Source organism: Mycobacterium sp. E2327, assembly GCF_001672675.1.
Taxonomy (GTDB): domain Bacteria; phylum Actinomycetota; class Actinomycetes; order Mycobacteriales; family Mycobacteriaceae; genus Mycobacterium.
On the sequence record NZ_LZKE01000037.1, the window covers coordinates 1 to 14869 of the forward strand.

Sequence of the window (14869 nt, forward strand, 5' to 3'; positions counted from 1 at the left end):
GCGACGATCTCGGCGGCGGTCTCCTTGACGGTCGCCTCGTCGATGTCGCTGACGACCAGCTCGGCGCCTTCGCGCGCGAAGGCGAACGCGGTCTCCCGCCCGATGCCGCTGCCCGCGCCGGTGACCGACACCAGGGTGTCGCCGAAGTACTCGCGGGGACGCCCGACCTGCGCGCGCAGCATGGCCCGGCTCGGCGGTTTGCCGTCGACCAGGTCGGCGAAGTCGTGCACCGCGGCCGCCATCACCTGCGGGTGCGACATCGGCGAGAAGTGGCCCGCCCTGATGTCGCGGCGCCACAACCGCGGCGCCCAGCGCGCGGTTTCGTCGAACGAGTAGGGCCGCACGTACTTGTCGCGGGTGTTGACGATGAGCTGCACGGGCACGTCCACGGTCTGCGGCCTGCCACGCATGGAGAACGAGCGAAAGTAGTTGGCCGGGTAGGTCTTCACCGAACGGGCGGCGTCGGAGGCCAGCTTGTCCGAATGGTGGATCTTTTCGGCGGGGATGTTGTCGACGGCATTGCGCCGCAGAGCCGGGACCGACAGCGCCAGCCGCAGGCCCAGGGGCGCCAGCACCGGGATCGAGAAGAACACCATGTAGGTCAGGCGCAGCGCCTGGGTGATCGAGCGCAGGAACCTGCGCGGCCGCCAGGGCTGGCGCAGCCCGCTGAACACGTAGTCGACCAGCTGCTCGTGGCTGGGGCCGGACACCGACGTGAACGAGGCGACCCGGTCGCTCGCGCCCGGCCGCTTCAGGTACTCCCAGATGCCCACCGAACCCCAGTCGTGGGCCAGCACGTGCACCGGCTGGCCGGGGCTCAGCTCGCCGATCACCGCGGCAAAGTCGTCGGCGAATCGGGCCATCGTGTAGGCGGAGACCGCCTTGGGCGCCGACGTCATGCCGACGCCACGGTTGTCGTAGCGGATGACGCGGAACCGCTCGGTTAGCTGCGGGACGACGCCGTCCCACAGCACGTGCGAGTCGGGGAAGCCGTGCACCAGCACGACCGTCGGGCCCTCGCGGTTGCCCTCCTCGTATACGGCGATGCGCACGCCGTCGGTGCTGTCGACGAACCGCTGGGGTACCTGTTGTAGCTCCGGCATCGAACCTCCCGCTGTGACTGGCCTCTGACGCCAGTGGCCACACGGTAGCAAGCGCGTCGGCGCCGACCCGGCACCCGAACGCGGTCGCCCTGGATGTGTGCCGACGAATGCGCAGTGACAGGATAGTTTTGATAGTCGACCCGCCCCGACCCACGAGCGATCGAGGAGTCAGAAAAGATGGCCTTCTCCGTCCAGATGCCGGCACTCGGTGAGAGCGTCACCGAGGGGACGGTCACCCGCTGGCTCAAGCAGGAGGGCGACACGGTCGAACTCGACGAGCCCCTCGTCGAGGTGTCGACCGACAAGGTGGACACCGAGATACCGTCGCCGGCCGCCGGTGTGCTGACCAAGATCGTTGCCCAGGAGGACGACACGGTCGAGGTCGGCGGCGAATTGGCCGTGATCGGCGACGCGGGAGAGCAACCCCAGGCCCAACCCCAGGCGCCCAGCCAACCGGAACCGCAGCCGGAGCCGGAGCCGGAGCCCGAACCGCAGGCCCAGGCTCAGCCCGAGCCGCAGCCGGCGGCGCCGGCCCAGCCGGCGGCGTCGGGCGGCGGTTCCGGCGACTCCAAGCCGGTGCTGATGCCCGAGCTCGGCGAGTCGGTGGCCGAGGGCACCGTGACCCGCTGGTTGAAGAAGGTCGGCGATTCGGTTCAGGTCGACGAGCCGCTGGTGGAGGTGTCCACCGACAAGGTGGACACCGAGATCCCCTCGCCGGTGGCCGGCGTCCTGGTCAGCATCACCGCCGAGGAGGACGCGACCGTCCCGGTCGGCGGCGAGCTGGCCCGGATCGGCGCCGGAACGGAGGCCGCCGCGCCGGCTCCGTCGGCTCCCCCGGCGCCGCCCGCACCCCAACCCGAGCCCAAGCCGGCGCCGAAGCCCGAACCCAAACCGGAGCCGGCGGCGGCCAAACCCGCGCCCGCGCCGGCGCCGATACCGCAACCCGCACCAGCCCCGGCCCCGCCCGCCGCGGCGCAGGCCGGCGCCCCGAGCGGGGACGGCGCGCCATACGTGACCCCGCTGGTGCGAAAGTTGGCCAACGAGAACAACATCGACCTCTCCGAGGTCACCGGCACCGGCGTCGGCGGCCGCATCCGCAAGCAGGACGTGCTCGCGGCGGCGCAGAAGAAGGAGCAGGCGAAGCAGGCGCCCGCACCGACCGCGGCGCCCGCCGCGGCGCCGGCCGCGGACCGCAAGGCGGCTCCCGCCGCCGCGCCCACGCCGACGCCCGCGCTGGCCCACCTGCGCGGCACCACCCAGAAGGCGAGCCGGATCCGTCAGCTCACCGCGGCCAAGACGCGCGAATCGCTGCAGGCCACGGCCCAGCTCACCCAGACCCACGAGGTCGACATGACCAAGATCGTGGGGCTGCGGGCCCGCGCCAAGTCCGCATTCGCCGAGCGCGAGGGGGTGAACCTGACCTACCTGCCGTTCATCGCCCGCGCCGTGATCGACGCCCTCAAGATCCACCCCAACGTCAACGCCAGCTACAACGAGCAAACCAAGGAGATCACCTACTACGACGCCGAGCACCTCGGCTTCGCCGTCGACACCGAGCAGGGCCTGCTCTCCCCCGTCGTCCACAACGCCGGCGACCTGTCGCTGGCCGGGCTGGCCCGGGCCATCGCCGACATCGCCGAGCGCGCCCGGTCGGGCAACCTGAAGCCCGACGAGCTGTCCGGCGGCACGTTCACCATCACCAACATCGGCAGCCAGGGCGCCCTGTTCGACACCCCGATCCTGGTTCCGCCGCAGGCGGCCATGCTCGGCACCGGTGCGATCGTCAAGCGGCCGCGGGTGATCGTGGACGAGTTCGGCAACGAGTCGATCGGTGTCCGCTCGGTCTGCTATCTCCCGCTGACCTACGACCACCGGCTGATCGACGGCGCCGACGCCGGACGTTTCCTCACCACGATCAAGAACCGGCTCGAAGAGGGAGCCTTCGAGGCTGATCTGGGGCTGTGACGACGTGCCCAAGCCCGTCATCGCGATAGCGGGTTCCTCCGGCCTGATCGGCTCCGCCTTGGCCGCCGCGCTGCGCGCCGCCGACCACCCGGTGCTGCGCATCGTGCGCCGCACGCCGACGAATTCCGAAGAGCTGCACTGGAATCCGGAGAGCGGCGAGTTCGACGCGGACGCGCTGGTCGACGTCGACGCCGTCGTCAACCTGTGCGGCGTCAACGTCGGGCAGCGCCGTTGGTCGGGCGCCTTCAAGCAGAGCCTGCGCGACAGCCGCATCGCTCCCACCGAGGTGCTGGCCAACGCCGTCGCCGACGCCGGCGTCGAAACGCTGATCAACGCCAGCGCGGTCGGCTACTACGGCAACACCAGGGATCGGGTGGTCGACGAAAACGCCCGGGCGGGAAGCGGTTTCCTCGCGCAGCTGTGCGAGGACTGGGAGGCGGCGACGCTGCCCGCCCAGTACGCGGGCACCCGGGTGGTGCTGGCCCGCACCGGCCTGGTGCTGTCGAAGTCGGGCGGCGCGCTGCGCCGGCTGCGACCGCTGTTCGCGACGGGCCTGGGCGCCCGGCTGGGCAGCGGCCGGCAATACATGTCGTGGATCACGCTGGAAGACGAGGTGCGGGCGCTACTGTTCGCCATCTCACACCCGTCGCTGTCGGGTCCGGTGAACCTGACCGGACCGGCGCCGGTGACCAACGCGGAGTTCACCACCGCCTTCGGTCGTGCGCTCAATCGCCCGACCCCGTTGATGCTGCCCGGCTTCGCGGTGCGGGCCGCGCTCGGGGAGTTCGCCGACGAGGGGCTGCTCATCGGTCAGCGCGCCATCCCGTCGGCGCTGGAACGCGCTGGTTTCGAGTTCCACCACAACACCATTGGCGAGGCGCTCGCCTACGCCACCGCCCGCCGCGACCACGACTAATAACGTCGCGTCGCCGGTCCGGGGCGGGCCGAGTAGCGTCGGCCGGGTGAGTGATTCCATCCGGTCGAGTTCGGCCGCGATCGACGTCCGCCAGCTCGGGACGGTCGAATACCGCACCGCCTGGCAGCTGCAGCGCGACCTGGCCGACGCCCGGGTCGCCGGCGGGCCCGACACCCTGCTGCTGCTGGAGCACCCGGCGGTCTATACCGCCGGGCGGCGCACCGAGGCGCATGAGCGACCGGTTGATGGGACGCCGGTGGTCGACACCGACCGCGGCGGCAAGATCACCTGGCACGGTCCCGGGCAGCTGGTCGGCTACCCGATCATCGGGCTGGCCGAGCCGCTCGACGTCGTCAAATACGTTCGGCGCCTTGAGGAAGCGCTCATCAAGGTGTGCGGTGACCTGGGCCTGGCCACCGCCCGGGTCGACGGCCGGTCCGGCGTTTGGGTGCCCGCCGGCGGCGGCCGGCCGGCCCGCAAGGTCGCCGCCATCGGTGTGCGGGTGTCGCGGGCGACCACGCTGCACGGGTTCGCCCTCAACTGCGACTGCGACCTGGGCACCTACAACGCGATCGTCCCGTGCGGCATCAGCGACGCCGGGGTGACGTCGTTGTCCGCCGAACTGCGGCGCAGCGTCGCCGTCGACGAGGTGCGGGCGGCGGTCGCCGTCGCGGTCTGCGACGCTCTGGACGGCGCGCTTCCGGTGCGTGACCACCCGGTTGCCCGCGTAGCATCAACGATGTGACTGTCGCTCCCGAAGGCCGCAAGCTGCTGCGCCTGGAGGTGCGCAACGCGCAGACCCCGATCGAACGCAAGCCGCCGTGGATCAAGGTGCGGGCCCGGATGGGTCCGGAGTACACCCAGTTGAAGGGCCTGGTCCGCCGGGAGGGCCTGCACACGGTGTGCGAGGAGGCCGGCTGCCCCAACATCTTCGAATGCTGGGAGGACCGGGAGGCCACCTTCCTGATCGGCGGCGACCAGTGCACCCGTCGCTGCGACTTCTGCCAGATCGACACCGGAAAACCGGCGGCGCTGGACCGCGACGAGCCCCGGCGGGTCGCCGAGAGCGTGCAGACGATGGGGTTGCGCTATGCGACCATCACCGGTGTCGCGCGCGACGACCTGCCCGACGGCGGCGCGTGGCTATACGCCGAGACGGTCCGGGCCATCAAGGAGCTCAACCCGTCGACCGGCGTCGAGCTGTTGATCCCCGACTTCAACGGCGAGCCCGCGCGGCTCGCGGAGGTCTTCGAGTCGCGCCCGGAAGTGTTGGCGCACAACGTCGAAACGGTGCCGCGGATCTTCAAGCGGATCCGGCCCGCCTTCACCTACCGGCGCAGCCTTGACGTGCTCACCGCGGCCCGCGACTTCGGCCTGATCACCAAGAGCAACCTCATCCTCGGGCTGGGCGAAACCGCCGACGAGGTGCGCGGCGCGCTGGCCGACCTGCGCGACGCCGGCTGCGACATCGTCACGATCACCCAGTACCTGCGCCCGACGTCGCGCCACCACCCGGTCGAGCGCTGGGTGACACCCGAGGAGTTCGACGAGTTCGCCCGGCACGCCGAGGGCCTCGGCTTCTCGGGGGTGCTGTCCGGGCCGCTGGTGCGGTCGTCGTACCGGGCCGGGCGGCTCTACGACCAAGCCGTGCGCGGCCGCGCCTCGACGGCCTGAGTGTCCCGGCGATCTGGGCCCGAACGTATCCTTGGTGATTATGGCTAAACCCCGCACCGCCGCCGAGAACAAGGCCGCCCGGGCTCAGGCAACCGCCGCCCGCAAGGCCGCCGCGAAGGAGCGCCGCGGCCAGTTGTGGCAGGCGTTCAACATGCAGCGCAAGGAAGATAAGCGCCTGCTGCCGTACATGATCGGCGCGTTTGTGCTGATCGTCGGCGCCGCGGTGGCGGTCGGCATCTGGGCCGGCGGCCTGACCATGATCACGATGATCCCGTTCGGCGTGCTGCTGGGCGCCCTGGTGGCGTTCATCATCTTCAGCCGCCGGGCCCAGCGCGCGGTCTACAGCAAAGCCGAAGGTCAGACCGGCGCGGCCGCGTGGGTGCTGGACAACCTGCGGGGCAAGTGGCGGGTGACCCCGGGGGTCGCCGCGACCGGCCACTTCGACGCGGTGCACCGGGTGCTCGGCCGGCCCGGCGTGATCCTGGTCGGCGAGGGATCGGCGGCCCGGGTCAAACCGCTGCTGGCCCAGGAGAAGAAGCGCACCGCCAGGCTGGTCGGCGAGGTGCCGATCTACGACATCGTCGTCGGCAACGGCGAGGGCGAGGTGCCACTGGGCAAGCTGGAGCGCCACCTCACCAAGCTTCCGGCCAACATCACCACCAAGCAGATGGACACGCTGGAGTCGCGGCTGGCCGCCCTGGGTTCGCGCGCCGGCGCCGGCGTCATGCCGAAGGGGCCGCTGCCGAACGCCGGCAAGATGCGCGGCGTGCAGCGCACGGTGCGCCGCCGGTAACGTCGGTCACCGCCGCAGCACGGCCGTCCCCGTCAGCCGATCTTGCAGGCCACGGCCGTCGGAGTCGGTAAACAGCGCCGGGATGACCATCGCGATCAGCAGCCCGCGCGCCACCAACCGGCCGAGCCCGACCGGCACCCGCCCGTCCACCGACGCCACCTGCAGACCCAGCGCCAACTGCCCCGGCGTGAAGCTGAACAGCCGCACCGCCACCACCCCGAGCGCGAACCAGATCACCAACACCGCGGTGGCCAGCGTCCGCTGGGAAAACAGGCCGAACGCCATGGCCAGCGCGCCCAGGCCGTAGGAAATCAGCCAGTCGATCATCAGCGCGACCAGCCGTCGGCCCATCGGCGCCAGGGATCCCGGACCCGCCTGCGGCAGGCCGAGGCTCTCGCCCGGAAAAGCCGACCGCGATCCCGGCAAACCGTCGGTCATGGGCGGCTTCCGACGGCCCGGTGGAACCGCCGCGCAAGCCCGCGACGCAGCGGGGATGCGACGGTGTGTCCGTCTTGCCGACCAGATACGATGCTGCCGTCCATGGCCCCACAATAGAACCCGTCAGCGACCCGGATTCTGGTGCGGGGAAGCATGGTCACGTAACCTCTGCGCAACATCGGGTTGACTGACGGGCAACATCAGCTCCATAGCGTCAGGCCGCGGATCACCAAGTAAAGGAGCAATTCTGTGACGGAAATGACGCCCGACGACGTCTTCAAACTCGCCAAGGACGAGGATGTCGAGTTTGTCGACGTCCGGTTCTGTGACTTGCCAGGCATCATGCAGCACTTCACGATTCCGGTTTCGTTCTTCGACGAGAGCGTGTTCGAGGACGGCTTGGCCTTCGACGGTTCGTCGATTCGCGGTTTCCAGTCGATCCACGAATCCGACATGCTGCTGCTCCCGGACCCGGCGACCGCTCGGATCGACCTGTTCACCGAAGCCAAGACCCTGAACCTCAATTTCTTCGTGCACGACCCGTTCACCCTGGAGCCGTACTCGCGCGACCCGCGCAACATCGCGCGCAAGGCCGAGAACTACCTGAAGAGCACCGGGGTCGCCGACACCGCCTACTTCGGCGCCGAGGCCGAGTTCTACATCTTCGACTCGGTCAGCTTCGACTCGCGCACCAACGGCTCGTTCTACGAGGTGGACGCGATCTCCGGGTGGTGGAACACCGGCGAGCCGAACGAGAGCGACGGCAGCCCCAACCGCGGTTACAAGGTCCGCCCCAAGGGCGGCTACTTCCCGGTCGCGCCCGTCGACCACTACGTCGACCTGCGCAGCCGGATGCTGCACAACCTGATCCAGTCGGGCTTCTCCCTGGAGAAGGGCCACCACGAGGTGGGCTCCGGCGGCCAGGCCGAGATCAACTACAAGTTCAACACGCTGCTGCACGCGGCCGACGACATGCAGCTGTACAAGTACATCGTCAAGAACACCGCGTGGCAGGCCGGCAAGACCGTCACCTTCATGCCCAAGCCGCTGTTCGGCGACAACGGGTCCGGGATGCACACGCACCAGTCGCTGTGGAAGGACGGCAGCCCGCTGATGTACGACGAGACCGGCTACGCCGGCCTGTCGGACACCGCGCGGCACTACATCGGCGGCCTGCTGCATCACGCCCCGTCGCTGCTGGCGTTCACCAACCCGACGGTGAACTCCTACAAGCGGTTGGTGCCGGGCTTCGAGGCGCCGATCAACCTGGTGTACAGCCAGCGCAACCGCTCGGCGTGCGTGCGTATCCCGATCACGGGCAGCAACCCGAAGGCCAAGCGGCTGGAGTTCCGTTGCCCCGACTCGTCGGGCAACCCGTACCTGGCGTTCTCGGCCATGCTGATGGCCGGGCTGGACGGCATCAAGAACAAGATCGAGCCGCAAGCGCCGGTCGACAAGGACCTCTACGAGCTGCCGCCCGAGGAGGCCGCCAACATCCCGCAGGCACCGACCCAGCTGTCCGCGGTGATCGACCGGCTGGAGGCCGACCACGAATACCTCACGGAGGGCGGCGTTTTCACGCCCGACCTGATCGAGACGTGGATCAACTTCAAGCGCGAGTACGAGATCCTGCCGGTCCAGATCCGGCCGCACCCCTACGAGTTCTCGCTCTACTTCGACGTCTAAGCCGCCCCAACGGTCGCGAGCAGACGCAGAATCGCCCTCGCCGACGCGCTCCGGTGCGATTCTGCGTCTGCTCGGCGGTGAAACTCCTTCTGCCGCAGGATCAACCGGGGCGGCGGCCCAGGATTCCGCGGGTCATCCGCACCGGCTGACCCTCGGCCATCTCGACGACCTCCAGCCAGCCCCCCGGCGCGACGTAATGCCGCTCGACGTCTTCGCGATGCATCGAGATGATCAGCACCCCCGCGTCGGTGACCTCGTAGCTGTCGAAGGCGCCGTAATCCCGCGGTTCACCGTTGCTGAAAACGACCGTGAAAGCCACCGGCAAATTCTAGCCGTCGAGCGACAGGTCCTTGCGGAAGCGCTGCATGCCGTCGATCTTGTCGGCCAGCGTGGCATCCGGGCCGGAGTAGAACACCCACGGCATGGTGATGATGCCGGTGATGCCGGCGTCCGCGGCGCGCTGATAGTCGGCGGTGGTGAAGGCGTCGGTCAGCGGCGTCAGGATGGTGAAATCGTCCATGGACAAGCCGAGTTCGGCCCGCAGTTCCCGCAGCCGGCCCACCGCCTCGATGGCCCGATCGGTCTTGATCAGGTCGCCGATCCAGCCGTCGTTGCGGGCGGCGCGGCGCAGCGCGATGTCGCTGAGCCCGCCCACGTACACCGGTATCGGAGGCGGCGTCGGCTCCATTTCCAGGCGCGGTGTCCGGTAGAACGTGCCCTCGAACTCGGCCCAGCCCGGTCGCCACAGCGCCCGCATCAGCTCGATCATCTCGTCGGTGCGTTTGCCGCGGGCGTCGAACCGCTCACCCATCAAGGCGAACTCCTCCCGGCACCAGCCGACACCGATCCCGAGCTCTACCCGGCCGGACGCCAAAACCGCCGCCGTGCCAATGGCTTTCGCCGCCGAGTACGGATTGCGCATGGCGGGAATGTAGACGGTGGTGACGAACCGCAGCCGGGCGGTGACCTGGGCCAGCGCGCCGACGAGGACCCAGGGGTCGGGCCAGTCGGTGAAGGGCTGCCAGCGGCGCTGGCCGTCCCTGGTGTACGGGTACGGGGTTTCCAGGGTCTCCAGGTTGACGACGTGGTCGGGGATCCCAACGCCGTCGTAGCCGAGTTCGTCGGCCGCCTTGGCGATTTCGACGATCTCCCGGGTGTTCAAAAAGGCGCTGCTGACGTAGAACTTCATTCGGCTTCCCTCGCCCACGACGGCTCGATGAAGACGCCCTCGGCCTCGACGGTGACCCCGTGCGCGTCCGAAATAGTGCCGCGCGCAAAGACTTTGACGCCCTCCTTGCGGTCGACCCACGCCTCGGAGCGCAGCGGGCCCAGCGGGGTGCCGCGCAGGTACTTCACGGTGATGGTCCCGGTGAAACGCGGCTTGGAAAGCCCCTCGCTGGCCGCCTCGCCCAGCATGTGGTCGAGCACCAGGGCGCTCACCCCGCCGTGCACCAGCTTGGGCGGGCCCTCGTAGGCCGTCCCGAGGACGAACTCGCTCCAGCACCGGCCGCCGCCGTCGTGGTGCACGATCACCGGCGGGGCGATCGGGTTGCCCAGGCCGATCGCGGCGTTGCCCAGAGTCAGCGGGCGGCCGCCGTCGACGCGGTAGGTCACCCCCATCGGCCGCGTCCGTTGCCGCAGCGACTTGGTGACTTCCTCGATCGCGGATCGCGCGTCGGCGACTACGCCCTCGTCGGCCTCGGTCCGGATCGTGGCGTCGATGAGGTCGCGGACCGCGTCGGCCAGCGGGGTGTATAGGGCCGTCACGCGTTGGGCTTCCGCCGCGCTGAGCACCTCGAAAGTGGCGTCCAACGCGCCGGCCTCCTGACTCAACTTCCAAACACCTTGCGCACCACGGCTTTTGCCCGACGCGTTACCCGCAGATAATTGTCCAAGAACTCGCCGCCGTCGTCGGACGACCACCCCGCGGCCACCGCGACCGCCTTGAGCTGACGGCCCGGCCCCGGCAGCTGGTCGGTGGGCTTGCCGCGAACCAACACGAGCGCGTTGCGGGCCCGCGTGGCGGTCAGCCAGGCCTGCCGCAGCAGGTCCACATCCTCCGCGGGCACCAGGCCGGCCGCGGCGATGGCGTCCAGGGATTCCAGCGTCGACGTGTTGTGCAGCGCGGGCACCTCGTGCGCGTGCCGCAGCTGCATGAGCTGCACGGTCCATTCGATGTCGGCCAGTCCCCCGCGACCCAGCTTGGTGTGGGTGTTGGGGTCCGCCCCCCGCGGCAGCCGCTCGGACTCGACGCGGGCCTTGATGCGGCGGATTTCGCGTACCGCCTCCGCCGACACGCCGTCGGGTGGGTAGCGCGTCTGGTCGGCCATCACCAAGAACCGCTGGCCCAGTTCGGCGTCGCCGGCGACCGCGTGCGCGCGCAGCAGCGCCTGGATCTCCCACGGCTGCGCCCACTGCGAGTAATAGGCGGTGTAGGAACTGAGCGTGCGGACCAGCGGGCCGCTGCGACCCTCGGGCCGCAGGTTCGCGTCCACCTCCAGCGGCGGGTCGACGCTGGGCGTGCCCAGCAGCGCCCGCACCTGCTCGGCGATCGTCGTCGACCACCGCACAGCCTGCGAGTCGTCGACGCCGTGGGCGGGCTCGCAGACGAACATCACGTCGGCGTCGGACCCGTAGCCCAGCTCGGCGCCGCCCAGCCTGCCCATGCCGATGACCGCGATCGCCGCCGGCGCCCTACCGTCGTCGGGCAGGTTGGCCCGCATCATGGCGTCCAGGGCGGCCTGCAGCACGGCCACCCACACCGACGTTAGCGCCTTGCAGACGTCGGTGACCTCGAGGAAACCGAGCAGGTCGGCCGAACCGACGCGGGCCAGTTCGCGGCGCCGCAGCGTGCGCGCGGCCGCGATCGCCCGCACCGGATCGGGGTGGCGGCTCGCCGAGGCGATCAGCGCCCGAGCCACCGTCGCGGGGTCGGTCTCGAGCAGCTTGGGCCCGCCCGGACCGTCGCCGTAATCCTGAATTACCCGGGGCGCGCGCATCAGCAGGTCCGGCACGTAGGCCGACGTTCCCAGCACGTGCATGAGCCGCCGGGCCACCGCGGGCTTGTCCCGCAGCGTGGACAGGTACCACCTCTCCCCGGCCAGCGCCTCCGACAGGCGCCGGTACGCCAGCAGCCCGCCGTCGGGATCGGGCGCGTAGGACATCCAGTTCAGCAGCCTCGGCAGCAGCACCGACTGCACCCGGCCGCGCCGCCCGCTCTGGTTGACCAGCGCCGACATGTGCTTCAGCGCGGTCTGCGGCCCCTCATAGCCCAGCGCCGCGAGCTGCCGCTCGGCGCCCTCGGAGGTGATGCCGTGTGGGATCTCCAAACCGGCCGGGCCGATCGACTCCAGCAGCGGCTGGTAGAAGAGCTTCGCGTGCAGGCCGGACACCCGCACGTTCTGGTGCCGGAGCTCCTCGCGCAGCACCCCGGCCGCGTCGTGGCGGCCGTCGGGCCGGATGTGCGCCGCCCGCGCCAACCAGCGCACCGCCTCCTCGTCGTCGGCCTCCGGCAGCAGGTGGGTGCGCTTGAGTCGCTGCAGTTGCAGCCGGTGCTCGAGCAACCGCAGGAACTCGTAGGACGCCGTCAGGTTCGCCGCGTCCTCGCGTCCGATGTAGCCGCCCCGGCCCAGCGCGTCCAGCGCGTCCACCGTCGAAGCCACGTGCAGCGACTCGTCGGTGCGGCCGTGCACCAGCTGCAGGAGCTGCACGGCGAACTCCACGTCCCGCAGGCCGCCGCTGCCGAGTTTGATCTCGCGGGCGCGCACCTCGGCGGGCACCAGCCGCTCCACCCGGCGGCGCATGGCCTGGACCTCGACGACGAAATCCTCACGCTCGCAAGCGACCCAGACCATTGGCGTCAGGGCGGCCAGGTAGCGCTCCCCGAGCTCGGCGTCGCCGACGGCCGCCCGGGCCTTCAGCAGCGCCTGGAACTCCCACGTCTTGGCCCAGCGCTGGTAGTAGGCGATGTGCGATTCGACGGTGCGCACCAACTCGCCGCTGCGGCCCTCCGGCCGCAGGCCGGCGTCGACCTGGAAGAAGGCCGACGACGCCACCCGCATCATCTCGCTGGCCACCCGGGTGGTGACCGCGTCCGCGCGCTCGCCGACGAAGATGACGTCGACGTCGCTGACGTAGTTCAGTTCGCGGGCACCGCATTTGCCCATCGCAATGACCGCCAGCCGGGGCGGCGTGCGGTCCCCGCACACGCTGACCTCGGCCACCCGCAGCGCGGCGGCCAGCGCGGCGTCCGCCAGGTCCGAGAGCTGGGCACTCACCACGGTGAACGGGAGGACCGGCTCGTCCTCGACCGTGGCGGCCAGGTCGAGGGCCGCCAACACCAGCAGCTGGTCCCGGTAGAGGATGCGCAGGCGTTCCAGCGCCGACCCGGGGGCGCTCAGCGCCTCGTCGACGCACTCGAGGAACGTCGCGCACAGTTCATCGCGTGAGGGCAGGTGGGCCTTGCCGCGCAACAACTTCCAGGACTGCGGGTTGGCGGCGAGGTGATCCCCGAGGGCCAGCGACGAGCCGAGCACCCCGAACAGTCGGCCACGGAGCCCGCGTTCGGTGAGCAGCGCGGCGCTCAGTTCGTCCCAATCGCTGTCCGGGTTCTCCCACAGCCGCACCAGGACCCGCAGCGCGGCGTCGGGGTCGGGCGCGCGCGACAACGCCCACAACCGGTCGATGTAGTTCTGGTCGTCGCGCTCGTACCAACCCAGCTGCGCCAGACGATCACCGGCGGGCGGGTCGACCAGCCCGAGCCGGCCCACGCTGGGCAGCCGGGGGCGTTCGGTCGCGGGTTTGGTCACGACCACGACGGTAGCGCAAGCCGCCGGTCTCTCAGACCGATCGGCGCAGGGTGTGAGCTAGAGCGACAGGTAGGTGCGCAGCTCGTAGGGCGTGACGTGGCTGCGGTAGTTGGCCCACTCCGTGCGCTTGTTGCGCAGGAAGAAGTCAAACACGTGCTCCCCCAACGTTTCCGCGACCAGCTCGGAGGCCTCCATGGCGCGCAGCGCCGCGTCGAGGCTGGTGGGCAGCTCGCGATATCCCATCGCGAGGCGTTCCTCGGGCGTCAGGTCCCACACGTTGTCCTCGGCCTGCGGTCCCAGCACGTAGCCCTTCTCCACGCCGCGCAGCCCGGCGGCCAGCAGCACCGCGAACGCCAGGTACGGGTTGCACGCCGAGTCGGGGCTGCGCACCTCGATCCGCCGCGACGACGTCTTGTGCGGCGTGTACATCGGCACCCGCACCAGGGCCGACCGGTTGGCCGCCCCCCACGACGCGTTGGTGGGCGCCTCGCCGCCCTGCACCAGCCGCTTGTAGGAGTTGACCCATTGGTTGGTGACGGCGCTGATCTCCGAGGCGTGCTCGAGGATCCCGGCGATGAACGACTTGCCCACGTCCGAGAGTTGCAGCGGGTCGTCGGTGCTGTGGAAGGCGTTGACGTCGCCCTCGAACAGGCTCATGTGGGTATGCATGGCCGAGCCGGGGTGTTCGGCGAAGGGCTTGGGCATGAACGACGCCCGCGCGCCGTTTTCGATCGCGACTTCCTTGATGACGTAGCGGAACGTCATGACGTTGTCGGCCATCGACAGCGCGTCGGCGAAGCGCAGGTCGATCTCCTGCTGACCGGGCGCGCCCTCGTGATGGCTGAACTCGACCGAGATGCCCATGAACTCGAGGGCCTCGATGGCGTCCCGGCGGAAGTTGGACGCGGAGTCGTGCACCGCCTGGTCGAAGTAGCCGGCGCTGTCGACGGGGATGGGCCTCGACCCGTCGTTGGGGCCGGACTCCAGCAGGAAAAATTCGATTTCGGGGTGCACGTAGCAGGAAAAGCCGAGGTCGTTGGCCTTCTGCAGCTGGCGGCGCAGCACGTGGCGCGGGTCCGCCCACGACGGCGAGCCGTCGGGCATGGTGATGTCGCAGAACATCCGCGCGGAGTGGTGGTGGCCGGACGGGGTCGCCCAGGGCAGCACCTGGAAGGTCGACGGGTCGGGGTTGGCGACGGTGTCGGATTCGGAGACGCGTGCGAAGCCCTCGATCGAGGATCCGTCGAAGCCGATGCCCTCCTCGAAGGCGCCTTCGAGTTCGGCCGGCGCGATGGCTACGGACTTCAGGTAGCCGAGCACATCGGTGAACCAGAGCCGAACGAAGCGGATGTCTCGCTCCTCCAACGTGCGGAGGACGAATTCCTTCTGTCGATCCATAACTCGAACAGTAGGCAACCGCTGTTAATTTTGTGTTACCGACGCCCGCTCAGAACCGTTGCGGGGCTCCGCCCTTGATCCGCGTGCG

The 14869-nt window shown here is 70.0% G+C and carries 13 protein-coding genes; 6 read left to right on the top strand and 7 right to left on the bottom strand.

The genetic code is table 11. The features are described 5' to 3' along the window. The coding region (locus A5712_RS04495; protein WP_156766412.1) for an SDR family oxidoreductase at positions 1-1103 on the bottom strand (1103 nt) is incomplete at its 3' end. Positions 1104-1280: 177 nt separating this feature from the next. Between A5712_RS04495 and sucB the strand changes: the two genes are divergently transcribed. From sucB to A5712_RS04520, 5 genes are read left to right on the top strand one after another with little or no spacing between them, the layout of a single operon-like run. Continuing rightward, a complete protein-coding gene (gene sucB / locus A5712_RS04500) occupies positions 1281-3068 on the top strand; it encodes a 2-oxoglutarate dehydrogenase, E2 component, dihydrolipoamide succinyltransferase (protein WP_068101903.1) in 1788 nt (595 codons plus the stop codon). 4 nt (positions 3069-3072) lie between these two features. Further along, positions 3073-3984 carry a TIGR01777 family oxidoreductase gene (locus A5712_RS04505; protein WP_068101905.1) on the top strand — a complete coding sequence of 304 codons (912 nt, stop codon included), beginning with the start codon at positions 3073-3075 and terminating at the stop codon, positions 3982-3984. A 46-nt stretch (positions 3985-4030) separates the two neighbouring features. Then, positions 4031-4729 (top strand): lipoyl(octanoyl) transferase LipB, encoded by a 699-nt coding sequence (gene lipB, locus A5712_RS04510; RefSeq protein ID WP_068101907.1) that lies wholly within the window; start codon positions 4031-4033, stop codon positions 4727-4729. After that, positions 4726-5658, top strand: a complete 933-nt coding sequence (gene lipA / locus A5712_RS04515; RefSeq protein WP_068101908.1) for a lipoyl synthase — start codon at positions 4726-4728, stop codon at positions 5656-5658. The genes lipB and lipA overlap by 4 nt, the downstream gene beginning before the upstream one ends. 40 nt (positions 5659-5698) lie before the next feature. Continuing rightward, on the top strand, positions 5699-6451 hold the full coding sequence (locus A5712_RS04520; RefSeq protein ID WP_068101910.1) for a DUF4191 domain-containing protein: 753 nt from the start codon (positions 5699-5701) through the stop codon (positions 6449-6451). Positions 6452-6457: 6 nt separating this feature from the next. On the opposite strand, the gene A5712_RS04525 is transcribed toward A5712_RS04520, so the two are convergent. Continuing rightward, entirely contained in the window at positions 6458-6889 is a 432-nt protein-coding gene (locus tag A5712_RS04525; RefSeq protein WP_068101912.1) for an RDD family protein, read from the bottom strand. Between the two features lie 249 nt (positions 6890-7138). Between A5712_RS04525 and glnA (A5712_RS04530) the strand changes: the two genes are divergently transcribed. Beyond that, positions 7139-8575 (top strand): type I glutamate--ammonia ligase, encoded by a 1437-nt coding sequence (gene glnA / locus A5712_RS04530; protein WP_068101914.1) that lies wholly within the window; start codon positions 7139-7141, stop codon positions 8573-8575. Positions 8576-8675: 100 nt separating this feature from the next. Here glnA (A5712_RS04530) and A5712_RS04535 read toward each other — a convergent pair whose 3' ends face one another. The 5 genes from A5712_RS04535 to glnA (A5712_RS04555) are packed head-to-tail and all read right to left on the bottom strand — an operon-like array spanning position 8676 to position 14781. Next, positions 8676-8894 carry a hypothetical protein gene (locus A5712_RS04535; protein WP_066937719.1) on the bottom strand — a complete coding sequence of 73 codons (219 nt, stop codon included), beginning with the start codon at positions 8892-8894 and terminating at the stop codon, positions 8676-8678. A gap of 9 nt (positions 8895-8903) precedes the next feature. Continuing rightward, positions 8904-9764 (bottom strand): TIGR03619 family F420-dependent LLM class oxidoreductase, encoded by an 861-nt coding sequence (locus A5712_RS04540; RefSeq protein WP_068101916.1) that lies wholly within the window; start codon positions 9762-9764, stop codon positions 8904-8906. Next, positions 9761-10408: a PaaI family thioesterase gene (locus tag A5712_RS04545; RefSeq protein ID WP_082973263.1), complete on the bottom strand. Its 648-nt coding sequence runs from the start codon at positions 10406-10408 to the stop codon at positions 9761-9763. The genes A5712_RS04540 and A5712_RS04545 overlap by 4 nt, the downstream gene beginning before the upstream one ends. Next, positions 10405-13389 (bottom strand): bifunctional [glutamine synthetase] adenylyltransferase/[glutamine synthetase]-adenylyl-L-tyrosine phosphorylase, encoded by a 2985-nt coding sequence (locus tag A5712_RS04550; protein WP_068101918.1) that lies wholly within the window; start codon positions 13387-13389, stop codon positions 10405-10407. Before A5712_RS04550 ends, A5712_RS04545 begins: the two co-directional genes overlap by 4 nt. A 51-nt stretch (positions 13390-13440) precedes the next feature. Beyond that, positions 13441-14781, bottom strand: a complete 1341-nt coding sequence (gene glnA / locus A5712_RS04555; protein ID WP_068101920.1) for a type I glutamate--ammonia ligase — start codon at positions 14779-14781, stop codon at positions 13441-13443. Positions 14782-14869 lie beyond the last annotated feature (88 nt).